This window comes from Enterococcus sp. AZ109 (assembly GCF_051714625.1).
GTDB lineage: Bacteria > Bacillota > Bacilli > Lactobacillales > Enterococcaceae > Enterococcus_A.
Map to the genome: position 1 here is coordinate 2,807,773 of NZ_JBIOSF010000001.1, position 20,974 is coordinate 2,828,746.

The 20,974-nt window shown below is 38.6% G+C and carries 20 protein-coding genes; 18 read left to right on the forward strand and 2 right to left on the reverse strand.

Annotation, left to right across the window (positions count from 1 at the left end; translation table 11 throughout):
- The first annotated feature begins 231 nt into the window (after positions 1 to 231).
- The 10 genes from IGI42_RS13820 to IGI42_RS13865 all read left to right on the forward strand — a co-directional run bounded on the left by IGI42_RS13820 (position 232) and on the right by IGI42_RS13865 (position 9,405).
- Positions 232 to 1,614, forward strand: coding sequence for an MATE family efflux transporter (locus IGI42_RS13820; protein ID WP_438716443.1), 1,383 nt, complete (start codon positions 232 to 234; stop codon positions 1,612 to 1,614).
- 252 nt (positions 1,615 to 1,866) lie between these two features.
- A complete protein-coding gene (gene liaX / locus IGI42_RS13825) occupies positions 1,867 to 3,414 on the forward strand; it encodes a daptomycin-sensing surface protein LiaX (RefSeq protein ID WP_438716444.1) in 1,548 nt (515 codons plus the stop codon).
- A 25-nt stretch (positions 3,415 to 3,439) separates the two neighbouring features.
- Positions 3,440 to 3,745, forward strand: a complete 306-nt coding sequence (locus IGI42_RS13830) for a PspC domain-containing protein (protein WP_438716445.1) — start codon at positions 3,440 to 3,442, stop codon at positions 3,743 to 3,745.
- The gene (locus tag IGI42_RS13835) at positions 3,745 to 4,107 is read left to right on the forward strand and encodes a phage holin family protein (RefSeq protein ID WP_438716446.1); all 363 of its coding nucleotides are present in this window, start codon (positions 3,745 to 3,747) and stop codon (positions 4,105 to 4,107) included. The genes IGI42_RS13830 and IGI42_RS13835 overlap by 1 nt, the downstream gene beginning before the upstream one ends.
- 118 nt (positions 4,108 to 4,225) lie before the next feature.
- Positions 4,226 to 5,167 (forward strand): HPr(Ser) kinase/phosphatase, encoded by a 942-nt coding sequence (gene hprK / locus IGI42_RS13840; RefSeq protein ID WP_438716447.1) that lies wholly within the window; start codon positions 4,226 to 4,228, stop codon positions 5,165 to 5,167.
- A complete protein-coding gene (lgt, locus tag IGI42_RS13845) occupies positions 5,164 to 5,997 on the forward strand; it encodes a prolipoprotein diacylglyceryl transferase (RefSeq protein ID WP_438716448.1) in 834 nt (277 codons plus the stop codon). The genes hprK and lgt overlap by 4 nt, the downstream gene beginning before the upstream one ends.
- 53 nt (positions 5,998 to 6,050) lie before the next feature.
- Complete coding sequence (locus IGI42_RS13850) at positions 6,051 to 7,067, forward strand: NAD(P)H-dependent glycerol-3-phosphate dehydrogenase (protein ID WP_438716449.1); 1,017 nt, start codon at positions 6,051 to 6,053, stop codon at positions 7,065 to 7,067.
- A 22-nt stretch (positions 7,068 to 7,089) separates the two neighbouring features.
- Positions 7,090 to 7,989, forward strand: coding sequence for a UTP--glucose-1-phosphate uridylyltransferase GalU (gene galU / locus IGI42_RS13855; RefSeq protein WP_438716450.1), 900 nt, complete (start codon positions 7,090 to 7,092; stop codon positions 7,987 to 7,989).
- 403 nt (positions 7,990 to 8,392) lie between these two features.
- Complete coding sequence (locus tag IGI42_RS13860; protein ID WP_438716451.1) at positions 8,393 to 8,821, forward strand: DUF948 domain-containing protein; 429 nt, start codon at positions 8,393 to 8,395, stop codon at positions 8,819 to 8,821.
- 14 nt (positions 8,822 to 8,835) lie between these two features.
- Positions 8,836 to 9,405 (forward strand): YtxH domain-containing protein, encoded by a 570-nt coding sequence (locus IGI42_RS13865; protein ID WP_438716452.1) that lies wholly within the window; start codon positions 8,836 to 8,838, stop codon positions 9,403 to 9,405.
- 64 nt (positions 9,406 to 9,469) lie between these two features.
- Here IGI42_RS13865 and IGI42_RS13870 read toward each other — a convergent pair whose 3' ends face one another.
- A complete protein-coding gene (locus IGI42_RS13870) occupies positions 9,470 to 10,570 on the reverse strand; it encodes a M24 family metallopeptidase (RefSeq protein ID WP_438716453.1) in 1,101 nt (366 codons plus the stop codon).
- Positions 10,571 to 10,766: 196 nt separating this feature from the next.
- Between IGI42_RS13870 and ccpA the strand changes: the two genes are divergently transcribed.
- A complete protein-coding gene (gene ccpA / locus IGI42_RS13875) occupies positions 10,767 to 11,768 on the forward strand; it encodes a catabolite control protein A (protein ID WP_438716454.1) in 1,002 nt (333 codons plus the stop codon).
- Between the two features lie 88 nt (positions 11,769 to 11,856).
- On the opposite strand, the gene IGI42_RS13880 is transcribed toward ccpA, so the two are convergent.
- Positions 11,857 to 14,232 carry a transglycosylase domain-containing protein gene (locus tag IGI42_RS13880; protein WP_438716455.1) on the reverse strand — a complete coding sequence of 792 codons (2,376 nt, stop codon included), beginning with the start codon at positions 14,230 to 14,232 and terminating at the stop codon, positions 11,857 to 11,859.
- Positions 14,233 to 14,441: 209 nt separating this feature from the next.
- Here IGI42_RS13880 and tyrS point away from each other — a divergent pair, with 209 nt between their 5' ends.
- From tyrS to trxB, 7 genes are all read left to right on the forward strand, one after another.
- Positions 14,442 to 15,704: a tyrosine--tRNA ligase gene (gene tyrS, locus IGI42_RS13885; RefSeq protein WP_438716456.1), complete on the forward strand. Its 1,263-nt coding sequence runs from the start codon at positions 14,442 to 14,444 to the stop codon at positions 15,702 to 15,704.
- A 54-nt stretch (positions 15,705 to 15,758) separates the two neighbouring features.
- Positions 15,759 to 16,667 carry an AEC family transporter gene (locus IGI42_RS13890; protein WP_438716457.1) on the forward strand — a complete coding sequence of 303 codons (909 nt, stop codon included), beginning with the start codon at positions 15,759 to 15,761 and terminating at the stop codon, positions 16,665 to 16,667.
- Between the two features lie 28 nt (positions 16,668 to 16,695).
- Complete coding sequence (locus IGI42_RS13895; RefSeq protein ID WP_438717051.1) at positions 16,696 to 17,586, forward strand: deoxyribonuclease IV; 891 nt, start codon at positions 16,696 to 16,698, stop codon at positions 17,584 to 17,586.
- 110 nt (positions 17,587 to 17,696) lie between these two features.
- Positions 17,697 to 18,857 (forward strand): MFS transporter, encoded by a 1,161-nt coding sequence (locus tag IGI42_RS13900; protein WP_438716458.1) that lies wholly within the window; start codon positions 17,697 to 17,699, stop codon positions 18,855 to 18,857.
- On the forward strand, positions 18,847 to 19,479 hold the full coding sequence (locus tag IGI42_RS13905; RefSeq protein ID WP_438716459.1) for a FadR/GntR family transcriptional regulator: 633 nt from the start codon (positions 18,847 to 18,849) through the stop codon (positions 19,477 to 19,479). Before IGI42_RS13900 ends, IGI42_RS13905 begins: the two co-directional genes overlap by 11 nt.
- A gap of 107 nt (positions 19,480 to 19,586) precedes the next feature.
- Positions 19,587 to 19,805 carry a YneF family protein gene (locus tag IGI42_RS13910; protein ID WP_438716460.1) on the forward strand — a complete coding sequence of 73 codons (219 nt, stop codon included), beginning with the start codon at positions 19,587 to 19,589 and terminating at the stop codon, positions 19,803 to 19,805.
- Between the two features lie 148 nt (positions 19,806 to 19,953).
- A complete protein-coding gene (gene trxB, locus IGI42_RS13915) occupies positions 19,954 to 20,868 on the forward strand; it encodes a thioredoxin-disulfide reductase (RefSeq protein WP_438716461.1) in 915 nt (304 codons plus the stop codon).
- The last annotated feature ends 106 nt before the right edge of the window (positions 20,869 to 20,974 follow it).

Sequence of the window (20,974 nt, forward strand, 5' to 3'; positions counted from 1 at the left end):
TCAGTTCATCCCAAGTTTATGCTCAATGTGGCAAAACAGTTCAAATTAAATTTTCTTATTTATCAATTTTTTTATTGGTTTGTGATTAAAATATCCCGATTTTGCTTGAAAAAAAGAGAATGATTTTGTAGAATAACGATAATAGAATAATGCTTATTAAAGCCCGTCTTTTGCTATTTTCACGACTTAAAATAGTAAGAGCGGGCTTTTTCTGCCAGAAAGAGGTAAAAAATGAAAATGAACAAAATGGCTGAAAAGCCAATGCCGTCGCTGTTATTCGGGATGGCACTGCCGCCAATGGTCTCTATGCTGATTCAATCACTTTATAATATTGTTGATAGTATGTATGTGGCGCAAATAAGTGAGGGAGCATTAACAGCAGTATCCATTGTCTTCCCTATCCAAAGTCTAATTATATCCGTTTCTGTAGGGATAGGAGTTGGAGTGAATTCTTACATTTCACGAAAACTTGGCGAACAGAACCATCAAGAAGCCAATAGCACAGTTGCTCACGGAATGCTGTTAGCAACATTAGCTTCAGCTGTTTTTTGTCTATTTGGTTTAGTTGGGACACAACGATTCTTGCAAATGTTCACTAATGATACAGCGATATTGGCTGATGCAGCCAGCTATATGTATATTGTGGTTTATTTCAGTTTCACGAGTTTTTACTATATATTAATAGAAAAGATTTTCCAGTCTACTGGACAAATGAATATACCGATGATGATTCAAGTAGTTGGTGCGGTTACCAACATTGTGTTAGACCCAATTATGATTTTCGGTTGGTTCGGCTTTCCAGCATTAGGGGTAGCTGGAGCAGCGATTGCGACAGTAACTGCTCAATTTATCTGCATGTTATTATCGTTTTATTTCCTATTAAAGAAGAACCAGGAAGTGACCCTAAAGCTGCGAGAATTTAAATACAATTTCGAAACTATTAAGCAGATTCTATTTATTGGCATTCCCAATACTTGTATGAATGCATTAGGTTCATTTTTAGTAATGGGCTTGAATGCAATTTTGATCTCTTTTTCAACAACTGCCGTTTCGCTATACGGTGTTTACTACAAGCTGCAGACGTTTGTCTTCATGCCTGTCAGTGGGCTAACCCAAGGTGCTATGCCAATCATGGGGTATAATTATGGAAGAAAAGATCCTGCACGATTATTGCATTGCCTGAGGATGTGCGTTGTTGCAGCAATGGGTATTTTGATAGCGGGTGTACTTCTTTTTCAAATTTTCCCAGTTCAACTGCTTCAGTTGTTTAATGCTTCCGAGGATATGCTGGTAATTGGTGTTCCGGCAATGCGGATTATTTCAATCAGTTTTATTCCTGCTACTTTTGGTTTTATTCTGCCAACCTTGTTCCAGTCAATGGGCAAAGGGAAAGAATCGCTGGTTGTCTTTTTATTACGCCAATTCTGTATTACGATGCCATTGGCTTGGGTCTTAAGTAAAATTTGGGGATTAAATGGTATTTGGATCTCCTTCATTATTGCAGAAACAATTGCTGCTTTAGTATCTATTGCGTTCTTTAAGCGTTTAGCTAAACGTGATCGTGTGCTAAGTATGAAGGATGCTGATGAGGTTGCTACCAGTGAAGTAAGTTAAAAAAAGCAAGAATATTTTATGACTTTTTGCTAAATAATTATTTTTAAATGACCGTCTATCATGACAAATAGCCTCGAATTCGTTACACTTTCAGTAGTTGTAGCGGATTTGCGGCTATTTTTTTGAAAAGGTCTCTTTAGTTGGAGAAAAAGATAAGCCTTTAGTCCTATGACAAATCACAAAAAACATTGCATAATAGGTACATAAGATAAGTAACCAAAAACGTTTGATTGCTGAAGGAGGCAATTTTTTATGAATGAAAGACAAAGAGTTTTAGAATTAGTGAAAAAAGGAATCATCTCAACTGAAGAAGGTTTAGATTTATTGGAAAGCATGGCAAAAGCCAAAGATGAAGCACAAATTGAACAAGATGCCGATAAGGTTAATTCGTACCATCGGGATCAAGCAGCGAACTCAACAGACGACTGGGAAAATGATACACACGAAAAGTCAGATGCAGATGATGAGCTGGAAGACTTAGAGGATTTGGAAGCTTACTTTGATGAATTAGCAACTGAAGCGAACCAGATTTCTGCTAAAATCGACGCAATTAATCGTGAAAAGCAAGAAGTCAAAGCAGATATTCGTGAGAAAAAAGAAGTATTGATGGAATTGAATACCAAAGAAGAGTTGGACGCATTATCTGAAGAAGACGAAGCAATTCGTGAACGAGTAGAGGCTGAAATTAAAGTTTGGGAAGAACAGCTTATCCGTTTAGAAAATCAAGAAATGGAACAAAAAGATGCGTTAGATTCGATTCGTGAAGATCAAGAAAGCAGAACTAAACGGCCTTACGTGAATTTTGAAATTCCTGACGATTTGAAAGAACAAGCTTCTGAAACCTTCAATCAAGTTGGTGAGAAGTTAGGCGAAGCTGGTATGCAGTTTGGCAAGTTTATGAAAAAAGCGATTAAAACAGTTTCTGAAACTGTAGAAGAAAATGTTGACTGGAAAGACATTAATGTTAAAGTTCCTGGAGTTGCGACGACTAAATTCGAGCATCAATTTTTATATAGTGGTGTTCAACCAACGCTAATTGATGTAAAATTAGCCAATGGGAAAGTGACCTTTAAGTCTTGGGACGAAGAAGACATTAAAGTAGATGCCAAAATCAAGCTTTATGGCAAGATGAGTGAAGCTACACCGTTACAGTCCTTTATGGAACGTAGCCAAATTGAAGTGGATGACGAACATATCACATTCCAAGTACCGAACAAACGAGTGAATGCAGAATTAGTTTTCTACTTACCAAAACGCACCTACGATCACGTAGCAGTTAAATTACTAAATGGTAATTTGGTGATCGAAGAAATGGATGCAAAAGATGTTTATGCTAAGTCAACTAATGGTAACATTGTATTCAAACAAATTAATGCGACTATGTTGGAAATTCAAGGTGTTAACGGAAACATTGAAATCCGCGATGGAAAAATCTTGGATTCAATTATTGAAACTGTGAACGGTACGATTTCTTCAAGAGCAACTGTTCAAAACTATGGTGTATCATTAATCAACGGAGATGTGAAATTAACTGTTGGACATACTACCTTGAAAAAAATTAAAGCAAGTTCAGTTAATGGAAATGTTAAAGTGTCCTTGCCTAAAGAATTAGGTTTGGAAGGAATTGCCAAAACAAGCTTGGGAAATATTAACCATCGCTTGTCAGACTACGAAGTGGTTCGTGAGAAAAAAGAAAAAACCAACCGCTTGCTGCAATTCAGAAGAACCAATGACGAGATGGCGCAAATTGATGTTTCTACAACAACTGGAAGCATTTTCTTGAAAGATTTTGACAAATAAGGAATAATAGGAAGGAAGATTATCTATGCAAAAGAGACTAACAAAATCAAGGAGCAACGTGGTACTAACAGGTACCTTAGCCGGAATCGCAGAATTCTTCGGCATTGATCCTACCATTGTTCGTGTCCTTTATGTCTTCTTGAGTTTTGTCTTGTTTGGATCACCGGTTCTTTTATACATTGTTTTAGCTTTGTTAATTCCAGCTGGATCAAAGACCAATTCTTACGGGCACAACAATCCTTATTACGGCCGCAATACTAGCCAAAAGAAGACAACAAAAGAACGCAAGCAAGCAGAACCTGTTGACGATGATGACTGGAGCGATTTCTAATGACTTACTTACAGCGCGTAGTAGCTAACACATTGATTTTCATTTCATTGTCCGTGATATTTCCTGCACATGTTTTTGTAGCAAATATTTGGGTAGCTATTCTCGCAAGCTTTATCTTGTCTATTCTCAATACTTTGGTAAAACCAATCTTAACACTATTGTCTTTACCGTTAAATTTATTGACCTTTGGACTATTCAGCTTTGTGATCAGCGCTGGTATGTTACAATTGACTTCCAGCATTGTGGGAAGTTACCGCTTCGGCTTTGCAAGCTTTGGGACAGCTATCTTGGTTGCTGTTGTAATGGCAGTAGTCAATGTGATTGTTTCCGAACATTATCTTGATAAATATACAGATCGCTAACCAGAAGATTTCTTAATCTTCTGGTTTTTTATTTTTGTCTCAGAAAGAGGGCATAACCTAGTAACCCTCTTCAATAAATGATAAAATAGAACGGAAACTGAAAGAAAGAGGGGCTCAAATGTCTGAAACAGTTAAAGTGAAAGAATTAGTTGAAGCACTTTCATTAGAAGTAGTAACTGGTGATGAAGCCAGCTTAGAACGTTTAATTGTAACTGGCGATATCTCACGGCCAGGTCTAGAATTGACAGGCTATTTTAATTACTATTCTCATGATCGTTTGCAACTATTTGGAAATAAAGAAATTACCTTTGCAGAACGCATGATACCAGAAGAACGTTTAATGGTTATGCGGAGAATGTGTAGCGAAGATACACCAGGCTTTATCGTATCACGAGGACTAACTCCACCAGAAGAAATGATTCAAGCCGCGAAAGAACACGGGATTGCCGTCTTGCGATCACCAATTGCGACTTCACGATTATTAGGTGAAATATCTAGTTTCTTAAATGGTAGTTTGGCACCAAGAACCAGCGTACACGGCGTTTTGGTTGATGTATATGGGTTAGGTGTCTTAATTCAAGGTGATAGCGGTATCGGGAAAAGTGAAACGGCTTTGGAACTAGTCAAGCGAGGCCATCGATTGATTGCGGATGATCGAGTAGATGTTTACCAACAAGATGAGTTAACTTTAGTAGGTGAACCTCCGAAAATTTTACAACATTTAATCGAAATCCGCGGTGTCGGAATTATCGATGTCATGGACTTATTTGGAGCTAGTGCAGTTCGAGGTTCAATGCCTGTTCAATTAGTTGTCTATTTGGAAAACTGGGCGAAAGATAAAAAGTATGATCGTTTGGGTAGCGACAATACATCTGTAGAAATTGCCGAAGTAAACGTACCTCAAATCAAAATCCCAGTAAAAACCGGACGAAACGTCGCAATCATTATTGAAGTAGCGGCGATGAACTTCCGAGCGAAAAGCATGGGCTACGATGCGACTAAGACGTTTGAGAATCGTTTAACGGCGTTAATTGATGAAAACTCGGGTCAAAACGAATGATTGCCCAAGTTAATCGGGTTGCCTTTGAAGTGTTTGGGTTGGAAATTTATTGGTACGCGATCATCATTGTTTCAGGAATAGCAATTGCTTTATGGTTAGCGTCCCGAGAAGCGGTTCGAGTTGGGTTAAAAGAAGACGATATGACTAATTATTTACTTTGGGCATTACCGATTGCAATTATCGGTGCTCGTTTGTATTATGTTTTATTTGATTTAGAGCCTTACCTAGCTGATCCTATCCAAATTTTTAACACACGTAGCGGCGGTTTGGCAATTTACGGCGGCTTAATTGCTGCGGTAATTGTTTTATTCTTTTACACGCGTTACCACTTTATTGATCCGTGGTTATTTCTGGATGTCTGTGCTCCAGGTGTAATCTTGGCTCAAGGAATGGGACGCTGGGGGAATTTTATGAACCATGAGGCTTTTGGTGGGGAGACGACCCGCAGTTTTTTGGAAGGATTGCATATTCCAGCGTTTATCATTGATAACATGTACATCGAGGGTGCTTATCGCCAGCCCACTTTTTTATATGAGTCACTGTGGTGTTTGTTAGGTTTTGTGTTGTTGCTGCTTTTGAGAAAGAAAACGGCAATTTTTAAACAAGGTGAAATCTTCTTAAGCTACGTTGGCTGGTACAGCTTTGCTCGTTTTTTTATTGAAGGAATGCGAACCGACAGCTTGTATCTATTTGGTAATTTGCGAGTCTCACAAGCCTTATCCTTGGTGTTGTTTGTGGGCGCTTTGATTGCTATTTTCTTACGACGGAAAAAGCAGCCAGCTGTCCCAATCTACAAACGCAATCAAGGAAATAATCAATATATCGTATAATTTACGACAATTAATTAAATTTATGTTAGGATTAAAGACAGGAGGAACGAGCCGTGAAACAAAAAGTTGCCGTTCTAGGGCCGGGTTCTTGGGGAACCGCCTTAGCTAAAGTATTGGCAGAAAATGGTCATGACGTGAAAATCTGGGGAAATAACCCAGCACAAATTGACGAGATCAATACCTATCATACCAATCGGCATTATCTGCCAGATTTAAAAATTCCTGATAGTATTCAAGGATGTAAAGAGTTAAAAGAAGCGATTGATGGGGTAGATGCGGTTCTCTTCGTAGTACCAACTAAAGCAATACGAATTGTTGCTAAGGAATTCAATGAATTAGTTACAGGCAAACCCGTAATTATCCACGCAAGTAAAGGGTTAGAGCAAGAAAGTCACAAACGGATTTCAGAAATTTTAGCCGAAGAGATCTCGGTAGAAAATCGTCAAGGAATTGCTGTCTTGTCTGGACCAAGCCATGCCGAAGAGGTTGCGGTACATGATATTACGACGATCACCGCAGCTAGTGACAATGAAGGTTTAGCAAAATATGTACAGCAATTGTTCATGAATGAATATCTGCGTATTTATACAAACACTGACGTAGTAGGTGTAGAAATGGGGGCAGCCCTGAAAAACATTATTGCGATCGGTGCGGGTGCTTTACATGGACTTTCTTACGGAGATGATGCTAAAGCAGCCATTATGACGCGAGGATTGGCTGAAATCAGTCGTTTAGGTGTGGCAATGGGTGCCAATCCGTTGACCTTTATTGGTTTGAGCGGCGTTGGTGATTTAATTGTTACTTGTACCTCGGTTCATTCACGAAATTGGCGGGCGGGTAATTTACTAGGCAAAGGTCATAATTTAGACGAAGTATTAGAAAATATGGGTATGATTGTTGAAGGAGTAGCAACAACCAAAGCGGCGAAAGAATTGTCTGTAAAAATGGCTGTTCCGATGCCGATTACTGAAACGATTTACTCGGTACTCTATGAAGGAAAGGACGTTCGTCAAGCTTGTACTGATTTGATGTTACGGGCAGGGACATTTGAAAATGAATTTACATTATAATCAAGAAGTTGGAGGAAGTAACATGCGTGTAAGAAAAGCTGTGATACCAGCAGCCGGTTTAGGCACTCGTTTTTTACCAGCTACAAAAGCAATCGCAAAGGAAATGCTGCCAATCGTGGACAAGCCAACGATACAATTCATCGTTGAAGAAGCTTTAAAATCTGGAATTGAAGACATCTTAATTGTTACAGGAAAAGCCAAACGACCAATTGAAGATCATTTCGATGCGAATATTGAATTGGAAATGAACTTAAAAGAAAAAGGGAAAACGGACTTATTAGCATTAGTTGAAGAAACAACCGATGTTAACCTACATTTTATTCGTCAGTCTCATCCGAAAGGGTTAGGTCATGCTGTGTTGCAAGCAAAGGCCTTTGTCGGAAATGAGCCTTTTGTGGTTATGCTGGGTGACGACTTAATGGAAGATAAGATTCCATTGACGAAACAATTGATGAACGACTACGAAAAAACGCATGCTTCTACGATCGCTGTGATGCGTGTTCCACATGAGGAAACATCCAAATATGGTATTATCAACCCAGGTGAAGAAGTTGAAAAAGGCTTGTTCAATGTCAAAAACTTCGTGGAGAAACCAACACCCAAAGAAGCACCTAGCGACTTGGCGATTATTGGACGCTACTTGCTAACACCGGAAATTTTTTCTATCTTAGATAAGCAAAAACCGGGTGCTGGCGGCGAAATTCAATTGACTGATGCGATTGATACATTGAATAAGACACAGCGAGTATTTGCTCAGGAATTTACTGGTAAGCGTTCTGATGTTGGAGACAAATTTGGCTTCATGACGACTAGTATTGAGTACGGGCTGACTCATCCGGAGATCAAAGACAAACTAGCGGATTACATTGTCAAACTTGGAAAAGAAATCGAAGGAAACAAGCCAAAAGAAGCAAAGAAATAGACTCGTAAAAACAGCAATCTTTTGAGTGCTCTCTACGTTAGATCGAAAAATCTAACTTAGGGGGCACTTTATCTTAGTTGCTGTTTTTATTTTGGTAAAAAACATATTTCTTTTACAATAAGGTTAACAGCATCTGCTTTATCAACCCATCCTTGTCGACAATAAGTAAGATTTGGAAAACTTGAAAGTCAGTTTAGTCGAAATTTAGATTTAGTGTCCTCAAGTTGAGGAAGTTTGCAAAGTTTTTTCTATACCTTTCAATTTACTGAAATAACTGTTTATCAATGTAAAGGATCAGCAATAATCTTTGAAGGATAAACTTTTGTTTAATGAAGGATGAATGGTATAATAAAGGTTAGAAAATAAAGGATTTTTGACAGAAAATGAGTAAGGGAGTGTTCGGATGAGCTTAGGAGGTATTGCTGCCCTCATTGCAGCTTTAGCATTTGTTGTATTGGTTATCTTTTTAGTGAAAGTCTTGAATCAAGTGGCTAAAACAGTCGAAAAAGTTGATACCACAGTAAAAGAAGCTAACACAACAATTAGTGTGTTAACAAAAGATGTTGACTTGCTAATGCAGCAAGTGGAAGGATTGTTAGTCAAAAGCAATCATTTATTAAATGATGTCAATGGGAAAGTTGCAACAATTGATCCATTGTTTACTGCCGTAGCTGATTTAAGTGAAAGTGTCTCAAACTTGAATCTTGCCAGTCGTAATTTAACCAGCAAAGTAGCTACTGTTGGGAAAAATACGGCTAAGGTGAAAGTTGCTGGCAAGGTTGGTGAATCAACCATGAAGTTTTTCAGGAATCGTAAGCAAACTAACGTATAATAGGAGGAATTAATATGGGAAGAAAAAAAGGCGGATTTTTATTAGGAGTCTTAATTGGCGGAACAGCTGCAGCAGCAACTGCATTGCTATTAGCACCTAAATCTGGAAAAGAACTACGTAATGAATTAGCAAGTAAAACTGACGATTGGCGTGATCTAGCCTCTGATTATACGGAAGATATCGTCGAAAAAACTAGTGAAATGAGTGCCGTAGTCAAAGAAAAAGCAGCTGACTTAACCAATCAGGCAACTGAATTTGCTTCTTCAGTCAAAGGGAAATCAGAAGATGCCGTAGAAGATTTAGGCGATATTCATGCGGATCTGTTTGATGATCTTAAGCAACAAAGCTCAGATTTATCTGATCGCTTCCGTAAAGCAGCTGATGAAGCTCAAGATGTAGTTGAAGACACAACAGAAGACATTGTCATCGATGCTCACGAGGTTAAAGCGGATGCTCAAAATACAGCAGCTGAAGGTGCACAGGAAATAAATATACAAACAGAGGATTTAAAAGACCCTGAAACTTTTGAAGAAATCAAAGAAGAAATTAAAGAAGAAGTTGAAAAGAACAACCCTGAACAATAGATTTAAAAAAAGTTGCCCCTTTAAAAGGAGCAACTTTTTTATATAGGGTTAAGACATTTTTTTATTATAGAAGGATTAACTCTTTTGACGTTTTGGTAAATGGTATGCAACCATCTTTTGTGACGAAGATACAGTCTTCAATTCGAACACCCACGTCATTTGGAAGATAGATTCCTGGTTCGATTGAGAAACACATACCTTCTTTAATCTCCATGTCATTTCCGCCAACAATTGAGGGGAATTCGTGAATAGTTGTTCCAATTCCGTGACCTAGTCGATGGTTAAAGTATTCGCCGTATCCATAACCATCGATGACATCACGAGCAATCTTATCTAATTCAGCTGCTGTAATACCTGGTTTTACAGCTTCTTGAGCTTTCAATTGTGCCTCTAAAACAATATCGTAAATTTTCTTTTGGTGATCAGTTGGTTTGCCGCACGCAACTGTTCGAGTAGCATCACTGCAATACCCATTAACGATCGTACCGAGGTCGAATAGAACTAACTCATTTTCTTTTACTGTGTTTTTGCCTGGTGATCCATGTGGACTAGCTGCATTAGGACCAGCTAAGACTTCAGTTGGGAAAGACATCTCTTTTACACCTTGTTTTTTCAATTCGTATTCAATTTCTGCTACGATTGATTCTTCTGTAGCGCCAGCTTTAACTAGTTTAAAGCCAATTTCAAAAGCTAAGTCAGCCGTAGCACCAGCTTCAACCAAGCGTTGGCACTCTTCTTGCGTTTTATACAATTGCAATTGCTGAACTAAAGGTGTTAAGTCAGCAGAGAAGTCAGTACTGGTGAAAGTCTCTGCCAAACGTTGATAACGATCTAAAACTAATTGGCCTTTTTCAATCGCCATTTTTTTAGGTATATCATAGCGTTTCTTAATTTCTGCTACAATGATTGTCCAAGGATCTTCACTATCTAAATAGCCGATAACGTCATAGGACCAATCGCTAGCTTTGGCATCTTCAACTTCTAAACCAGGGGCAAATAAAAAGGGATCTTTTTCTAAAGGAATGAAAAGCGCTAAAATTCGTTCCATTGGATTACTGTCAAAACCAGAAAAATAGGCGATATGACTAGGATCAGATACATAAGCCAAGTCGACTTGATTTGCGGACATCCATTTACGTAGTTCTGACACTTTTTCTTGATTCATTGTTATCCTTCTTTCGTTTTAAGCTTACAATTATTGTAGCACTTGTCCGAATTTCTGCAAAACAAAATTAGAAAACGCTTACTAAGGTCTTAATATTTAGAGTAAAACGGTTGCAATCGATCAAGAGACGTGCTATTATCTTTAGGAAATGTAAATGAGATTTTCTGAAAACGAAAAGAGATAGGAGAAAAATCAAATGGAAAAACAAACAATTACAATTTACGATGTTGCTCGCGAAGCAAATGTTTCAATGGCAACCGTTTCTCGAGTAGTTAATGGCAATCCTAACGTTAAACCAACCACACGAAAAAAAGTCTTAGAGGTTATCGATCGTCTAGATTATCGTCCGAATGCTGTCGCACGTGGATTGGCAAGTAAGAAAACCACAACAGTGGGAGTGATCATTCCTGACGTGAGCAACATGTTCTTTGCATCACTAGCACGAGGAATTGATGATATTGCAACAATGTACAAATACAATATCATTTTAGCAAACTCTGATGGTGAAACATTAAAAGAGGTGAACGTGTTAAACAACTTGTTAGCTAAGCAAGTAGACGGCGTAATCTTCATGGGGCATCATATCACAGATGAAATCCGCGCTGAATTCTCTCGTTCAAAGACACCAATCGTTTTAGCTGGTTCTATTGATCCGGATGAACAAGTTGGTAGTGTGAACATTGATTACGGTACTGCAACCAAAGATGCCGTAGAAGTTCTAGCACAACATGGCAATGAAAAAATTGCATTCATTAGTGGGGCATTGATTGATCCGATTAATGGTCAAGCACGAATGAAGGGGTATAAAGAAGCGTTAGCTGATCACGGACTTTCTTACAACGAAGGCTTAGTTTTCGAAGCAGCTTATAATTTTAAAGAAGGTTTAGCTTTAACAGATCGTGTACTAAACAGTGGAGCAACGGCAGCGTATGTGACAGATGATGAACTAGCTATTGGACTATTGGATGGTTTGCTTGATAAAGGTATGAAGGTTCCTGAAGACTTTGAAATCATTACTAGCAATGATTCATTGTTAACAGATGTTGCTCGTCCACGCTTGACGACCGTTACTCAACCTTTATACGACATCGGTGCTGTGGCAATGCGCTTGTTAACTAAAATGATGAACAAAGAAGAAATTGAACAAAAAACGATCATTTTACCACATGGGGTAGATGAAAAAGGTTCAACGAAATAAAGCAACTGGAAAGCTCTCACTTTTTGAGGGCTTTCTTTTTTTTGCAAAGAAAAGACCGAAAGCTTGCTTTCGGTCTTTGTTTATTCGGTCAATCATCGTTGTTATTATTATTATTGTTGTATGTGGTATTATTGTTCGTTGTAGCATTATTATTGTTACGGCTAGAACGACGTGTATCCCAGTAATCTTCGTAGTTACTATCTGTACCACCTATACCAAATTTGTAGGTGTTATCTGCTGGTCCATCTTTCGCCCACAAGGAGTCAGATTCGCCACTTGGTACTTGGTAAGTAGTTCCTTCATGTGTGACACGACCTGGTTTTAGTCCAGTAAAGGTTGATACTTTTTCCTTCTTGACGTCATCAGATAACTCGAAATCTTCATTGACTCCAAATACACTTGGATTCACACTGTAAATGCGCCCGGCTAGATAGGCCATATAAGTGGCTGTCCGGTTTCCGGCATTGCTGTCCATCGGTTGATTGTCATCTCGTCCAGTCCAACTGCCTAATGTAACTGAAGGGGTAGAAACAATCAGCCAATTATCTGCATAATTATCTGTTGTCCCTGTTTTACCTACCCAATCGGCGGTACTTAATGTATAGTTAACGCCGCTGAGCAATGATTTAAATGGTGTAGTTTCTTGTTCATTGACGACACTGCGCATCATGTCAGTCATGATTGTTGCTGCAGCTTTGGAATAAACTTGTACCGGATTTTCTTGATGCTTATAGATTTCTTTTCCAGTACTATCGGTAATCGATTCGATTAAGTAACCTTCTTGATACACACCTTCATTAGCTAGTGCCTGGAAGCCATTGACTTGTGTTAGGGTACTAGTTATTACTGTACCTAACGGCGCAGATTCCACTCCCCAATCACTAGATGCTTGATAATTCATTTTCTTCAAATAGTTCTCGTAAACAAACTGCTCAGAGCCTTTTTCTGTCAGCAACTCTTGATATACATGATAAGCTGGAATATTAGTGGATTCAACTAGAGCTTCTCGTGTCGTTTGGAAAGTCTTTGAACCTTCGCCTGTTGCATTTCTCAATTCTTTTCCAGCGTTTTCACCACGTTGGTACTTCATCGGGAAATCAGCAATTCGGGAACCACTTCCAATCAATCCTTGATCAATAGCTGGTCCGTAAACCAAAAGAGGTTTAATAGAAGAACCCGGTTGCCTTAATGTGTCAAAGGCATGGTTGTTTTGGTTAGTACTGTAATCGCGACTACCAACAAAGCCGTAAATTCGACCTGTTTGGTTATCCATTAAAATATTTCCTGTTTCAATTGGGGTTCCAGAGCCATTGTCAAGATATTGCCCATATTCAGCTGCTGAAAGTTGCATAGCATCGTAAATGTTTTTATCAATCGTTGATTGCACAGTTAACCCTTGATTTTGAATTTTCACTCTGGCTTGTTCTACATAACGATTGCGAACATCGTCTTGTTCATAATCGCTTTCGCTGACTCCGTCTTGAGTTGCTTGTTGTTTAGCCAGAATACTGACAGCCTCATTGTAAATAGTGTAGTATAAAAAACCACGCTGTTCATCTTCAATTTCTTCTCGAGGTTGAAAGTCTTGTGCCAGATCATAATTTAAGGCTTCTTCATATTCTTGTTGAGAAATTATTTTTTCACGATACATATTGAAAAGCACGTTGTTTTTACGATCTAACCCAATTGAATAATCTTCTTTCAAATCACCTGTGTTAGTGTAAGGACTATACACGATAGGACTTTGTGGCAACCCTGCAATAAATGCAGCTTGAGGCAAGTTTAGTTCCTGAGCATGAACACCAAAAATACCCATTGCGGCCTCTTCTACACCAGCAATATTTTGACCTTTGTTATTACGACCAAATGGTGAGACGTTCAGATAAGCAGTTAAGATTTCATCTTTGCTTAAATACTTTTCTACGTCTAACGCCAATACAATTTCATTGGCTTTTCGTTTGAACGATGTTTCGCTAGTTAGTACTTGTTGCTTGATTAATTGCTGTGTCAAAGTTGACCCACCAGATCCGCTGCCAAATCCGCTGACTTCACTAATCAATGCACGCAAGACGGCTTTAGGAACGACCCCATGATGTTCGTAAAAATACTCATCTTCGGTTGCAACGATCGCTTTTTTGACCCAAGGAGAAATTTCATCTGTGTCAACTTTTTGTCGAATAGGATCGGCACTGATGGTGGCAATTTCCTTATTGTCAGCATAAAGCAGTTTAGAAGCTTCAGTGATATCCCCAACTGTCTGTTTAACTTCTTCTTTGGTTGGTGTAGATGTGCCTTCTACTAAATAAGCAAAATAGCCTGCACCGATACCTAATGCCAGCATTCCTCCTAAAAATAGGACAAGGATAAAGCCGACGAATAACGATTTTATTACCCTTAATGTGACATTAATATAAAAAGAAGCGCCTGCCAAATTTTTTGCAGCTGCAGGTTTTTTCTTTTTCATTTTTTTCTTGTGAGCCAAGAAGTTCACCCCATCGATTCTCAATATAATTCTGTTGAATTATAGCAAAGATTAAGCGCTCATAACAAGCACTTGACGATATTGTAATCAAAACTTCAAATAATCGTAGTCATTTTGAATCTTACATCTTTTAATTCACCATTTTTTCAGTTAATATGAGGAAGTATACAACTTTGAGGAGGAAGAAAAAAATGAGTTCAGACTTTTTTCAGGAACTAAAAGACCGTGGCTTGGTCTTTCAGGTCACAGACGAAGAAGCCTTAAAAAAACAATTAAATGAAGAGTCTGTCAAATTATATATTGGATTTGATCCAACTGCTGACAGCCTGCATATTGGACATTTGTTGCCTGTATTGACTTTGCGTAGATTCCAACAAAATGGTCATGTGCCTATTGCTTTAGTTGGCGGTGGGACTGGTATGATTGGCGACCCATCATTTAAAGATGCAGAGCGTCAATTGAATACATTAGATACGGTTAAAGCGTGGTCACAAAGTATTAAAGATCAGCTTTCAGGAATCATTGATTTTGAAAGTAAAGAAAACCCAGCAATTGTAGCGAATAACTACGAATGGTTGGGAGAAGTTTCTTTGATCGATTTTTTACGAGATGTCGGTAAAAACTTCACGATTAACTACATGATGAGTAAAGAAAGTGTGAAACGCCGAATTGAAACGGGGATTTCTTACACTGAGTTTGCTTATCAGTTGCTGCAGGCCTACGATTTCCTTCAATTATTTGAACGTTACGGCTGCCAGCTGCAGCTAGGCGGCAGTGATCAGTGGGGCAATATTACCTCAGGAATTGAACTGATCCGTCGAGAAAAAGAAGCACAAGCTTTTGGTTTAACCATGCCGTTGATCACTAAAGCTGATGGTACAAAATTCGGTAAAACTGAAGGGAATGCGGTTTGGCTTGATGCTGAAAAGACTTCTCCTTACGAGTTTTATCAATTCTGGATTAATACGGATGACCGTGATGCAGTGAAATTCTTGAAATACTTCACCTTCTTATCATTGGAAGAAATTGCTGCGATTGAAAAAGAATTTGCCGAAGCACCAGAAAAACGTTTAGCACAACGCACCTTAGCTAAGGAAGTAACCACGTTAGTTCATGGCGAAGAAGCGTATGAACAAGCGGTTCGCATTTCCGAAGCATTGTTTAGCGGAGATGTAAAAAAATTAACTGCTGACGAAATCAAACAAGGCTTTAAAGATGTTAAAAGCTACCAAGTAAAAGCTGAAGATGATTTGAGTTTGGTGGAAATTTTGATTACGGCCGGCATCGAAAACTCTAAACGTCAAGCAAGAGAAGATATCACTAACGGCGCTATCTACGTAAATGGTGATCGGGTACAAGATTTGGCTTACGTGTTAACTGAAGAGGACAAATTGGCTGATGCCTTTGTCGTAATTCGTCGTGGGAAGAAAAAATATTTTATGTTGCAGTTTTAAGCAGATGGTTGGCTAAATCTTCGGGTTTAGCCAACTCTTTTATAAGGAGTAAAAATGACAACTATTTTATGGAATTCGTTGGGACTGTTTTTGATTGTGTTTCTGGGCTTCTTAACTAAACGGGTTAACCTGTTAAGCAAAGCAGACGGAACAACGCTGTCTATGATTGTGATCAATATTACGCTGCCAGCTGCGATTATTATTAATTTGTCGCGCTTGGATATTGCCACTAACTTACTATTGTTAATAGTAGCGGGAATTGTCATGAATATTGTGATGATTGGGATTGGCGCTTTTTTATCTAAAAAGCATCCAGCGGTTGAACGTGAGCTTACTATGTATAGTGTTTCAGGGTATAACATTGGTAATTTCGCCTTGCCATTTCTTCAAAGCTTTTTGCCGCAAGCGATTCCAGCAATGTCTATTTTTGATATTGGCAATAGCATCATGCTAGCGGGTGGTTCGACGGTTGTAATCGAAACAATCAGTGGTGCGAGTAAAGAAAGACCCAGTATTCTAAAAATTGGAAAACGACTGTCACGTTCAGTGCCGTTTCTATGCTATTTAATTATGCTGGTTATACGTAGTTTTTCTATCGAAATTCCTATGCGTTGGGTAGACATGATTCAGCCGATAGCAAATGCCAACACATTTTTATCCATGTTTATGATTGGATTGTTTTTAGAATTACGTCTGCCAAAAAGTGATTTAGTAATAGTAGTTCGAACATTAGCGATCAAATACATATTTGGCGGAATAATTGCAGTGATCATCGCCTTGTTACCTTTACCTTCTACTATTAAGATTGTATTGTGCTTAGTTTCGTTAGGACCGTTGACAACGTTTGGCGTAGTAAACAGCGTGAAAGCAGGTGCTCGTGCGGAAGTGGTGGGGTTCACCTCATCCATCAGTTTTTTAATCAGCTTACCGTTAATGACTGCAATTCTGTTATTGGTAGTTTAAACATTAGAAATTAGGAGTGAAGTAAATGATGTTAATCGGCTCTCATGTCAGTTTGAAAGGCAAAGAGATGTTGCTGGGGGCGGCGCAAGAAGCTGCTAGCTATGGCGCATCTACTTTTATGATTTATAGCGGAGCACCGCAAAATACTAAACGTAAACCAGTCGAGGAAATGAACATTCCGGCAGGGGAAGCGTTTATGAGAGAACATGGTTTATCCAATATTGTCATGCATGCTCCATACATCATCAATTTAGGCAATACGACTAAACCTGAAATGTTTGGTTTTGCGGTACAATTCTTACGAGAAGAAATCATGCGCGCAGAGGCGTTGGGTGCCACCCAAATTACACTTCATCCCGGCGCTCATGTAGGTGCCGGTGAAGAAGTTGCGATGAATCAAATCATTAAAGGGTTAAATGAAGTACTAACAAAAGAGCAAAAAGCCCAAATTGCTTTGGAAACAATGGCAGGCAAAGGGACTGAGGTTGGAAAAACTTTTGAGGAACTAGCCTATATTATTGACGGTGTAACTTTAAATGATAAATTATCTGTTACCTTTGATACTTGCCATACCAATGATGCTGGTTATGATGTTAAGAATGATTTTGATGGTGTAATGGAAGAGTTTGATCGAATCATCGGGTTGGATCGATTGAAGGTTCTACACATTAATGATTCCAAAAATCCTATGGGGGCACGAAAAGACCGCCATGCTAATATCGGCTATGGAACGATCGGTTTTGATGCGTTAAATAAGATTGTCCACGATGAACGCTTTGCAACGGTGTCTAAAATACTGGAAACACCTTATGTTGGTAAAGATAAGAAATCAGCTTATGCACCTTATGGGAAAGAGATCGCTATGTTTAAAGCCCAGAAATTTGATAGTGAAGCTTTCCCTGAATTGAATGAAGAATAAAAATTAAAGCAAGTGCTGCATATGCAGCATTTGCTTTTTCTATTGGCAAATCTTTCGGTAAATGATATGATGAATTTGGATACATCAGATGAATTAGTAGGAGGGATTTTATGACTCAGAAAAAAATGGTATGTTTAATCTTTTTAGTCGCTTTTAACTTGCGGCTAGGAATTTCTAGCGTGCCGCCAATATTATCTTTTATCCAAGGTACGTTGGGATTATCGAACTTTAGTGCTAGTTTATTGACAAGTATTCCCGTCATCTGTATGGGAGTATTGGCTTTTTTTGTCTCCTTTGTTCAAAGAAGGATTGGTAGGAACAACGGGATCTTTGTTTTTCTACTTCTTTTAGGATTGGCCACTTTGAGTAGAGGGCTGCTTCATAATTTTGTCGGATTAATCATTACAACTTTATTCATTGGCTGCTCGATTGCGTTGATAGGTCCATTGCTGTCAGGGTTTATTAAAGAAATTTTTCCAGCAAAAGCTGGTTTATTAATTGGTGTGTATTCATTAAGTATGGGCTTAGGATCAGTTAGTGCATCTAGTTTAATGTTGCCGCTGACACGTTTCTTTAATGGGCAATGGTGGAATGCTTTAGCAATATGGGGAGGAATTGCATTAATTAGTGGCGTAATTTGGAAATTAAGTATCAACGAGCCATCAGGAGTTCCAGCCGTAAACCAACAGCAGCATTTCTATTTAAAGGATCTTAAGCTATGGAAGTTGGCAATGTTTTTCGGTATCCAATCAGGTGTTTTTTACGGATTTACTACTTGGATTACTTCTGGACTAGCAGCTAAAGGGATCTCTCAAGTGACAAGTATTACGTTATTGACAACTTTTACTGCCGTACAAATGCTCAGTAGCTTTCTGATTCCAGCATTAATGGATAAGACTGGTTCAACGAAACAATGGATTACTCGCTGTTGTTTTTGTTTGTTCATTTCTGCCTTGATGTTGCTTTTCACGGATAAACTCTTTATGCTGATAGTGAGTATTTTATTGGCAGCTGTTGCTACAGGCGGATTTTTCCCAATTGCGATGCTGCTTCCGATTCAAGAAAGTCAAAATGCATCGCAAGCTAGTGTGTATGCTAGTATAGTGCAAGCTTTTGGCTATATTATCGGCGGAATTAGTCCCATGTTAATTGGTAGTATAATTGACCTGACCAATAGCATGACAAGTCTTTATTGGTTCTTATTAATTGGTGCAGGATTACTGTTATTGGTGGGAAATTTATTAGAAGGTGATAAGCAAGATGTCAAATAAAAGAGGGTTAGTCAATCAGACCATTAGTGAACTGCGGGCATACATCCAAAGGGAAAAGTATGAAATAGGACAAAAATTGCCAAAAGAAGCCGATTTAGCTGAACAATTAGGGGTAGGTCGATCAACTTTGAGAGAGGCAGTGAAAATACTATCCTTTTCCGACGTATTAGATGTGCGACAAGGATCAGGAACCTATATAAAAAATCCCAACTTCAGTAACAAGTATTCTACTGAAGAGTTATTGACGGCTCGTCAAATGCTTGAGATCCAAGCTGTTCATTTAATCGTTCGACAAGATACAAAGGTTGAAGAGATGTTGCAGTTAAAAGAAATACTTTTTCAACGAAATCAACTAGTAGAAGCAGGCAAATTTTCTGAATATGTCCTTGCAGACATGAAATTCCATAAAAAAATTATCGAATTAGCGGGTAATCCGTTTCTGGTGAAGTGGTATAACGAAATAGAAGAAGCTATCCGCTTATATTTAAGTGGACAGATGCTTAAAGTTGCCGATTACCAAGATAATACTCGATTACATAATCAACTTTATCAAGCGTTAGTCGATAAAAACAGCAAACTGGCTGAGCAAATGATTGTTGCCAACAATGGGAACAGTGTATAAAAAAGAGCGATATTCTAAGGAGATTGTCAAGTTTCGGGAAATACCTTTTCTTTTAGGAGAACTTCTAGTAAAATATGTAGCGAATGTCAAAAGAGAGGAGCGATAAAATGGTATCAACAGGAATTGTTGTGTTGATTGCAGTCATTGCCGCAATATTGGGCGCTGTAGGTGGTTTCTTCTTAGCGAGAAACTGGATGAAAGATTACTTGAAAAAGAACCCTCCAATTAACGAGGATATGTTGCGTCAGATGATGATGTCGATGGGTCAAAAACCTTCAGAGAAGAAAATTCGTCAAATGATGCAGCAAATGAAAAATCAAAATTAATTAAGCTAAGGACAACTATCTTTTGATGGTTGCCCTTCTTTTTTGAAATCAAAACAGCTATATAAATGATTTTTACAAACCTTTTGTAAGCAAATAACTCGACAGAATCTAGTTGTAGCAGTAAAGTGAAGAAAATGGGGGGATTTGAATGTACGACGTAATTATTATTGGTGCTGGTCCTGCTGGGATGACAGCAGCCTTGTATGCATCACGTTCGAATTTGTCAGTCTTAATGATTGAGCGCGGTGCGCCAGGCGGACAAATGAACAATACAGCTGAAGTAGAGAATTATCCTGGTTTTGATTCTATTATGGGACCTGAACTGGCTCAAAGAATGTATGAGAATGTAGAAAAATTCGGAACAGAAAATGCGTATGGCATTGTACAAGAGATTAAGGACCATGGTGATTACAAAGAAGTAATAACTGAGGATAAAAGTTATCAAGCAAAAACAATTATTATTGCGACAGGTTGTGTGCACCGTAAATTAGGGGTAGCTGGAGAAGAACAATTTGCTGGTCGCGGAGTTTCTTACTGTGCAGTTTGTGATGGTGCCTTTTTCCGAAATAAACGGTTATTAGTTGTTGGCGGAGGCGACTCTGCGGTAGAAGAAGCGATCTACTTAACTCGCTTTGCTTCAGAAGTTGCCATTGTCCATCGTCGTGATGAGTTACGTGCGCAAAAGATCATCCAAGATCGTGCGTTTGCTAACGAAAAAATTTCATTTATCTGGGATAGTGTAGTAGAAGAAATTGTTGGTAATGACATGGTCGTAACCGGAGCTAAAATCCGTAATATGAAAACTGACGAAGTTCATGAAGAACCGGCGAATGGTTTGTTCATTTACGTAGGACTGGAACCATTAACTGAGCCTTTCAAAAATAGTGGAATTACTAATGAAGCTGGCTGGATTGAAACTGATAAGGAAATGAAAACGTCTATTCCAGGTGTCTTCGCTATTGGTGATGCCCGTGAAAAGGATTTGCGTCAGATCACTACAGCTGTTGGTGAGGGTGGTATTGCCGGTCAACAGGTTTATAAGTATATAGAAGGCAATAAATAATGAGTGTCGCTTACGACACTCTTCTTTTTTTGCCCAAATTTCACGTTTTTTGTTTGCTGAATATAACAAGGATGGTATACTTAAAAGGTAAGAAAAAATGAAAGAG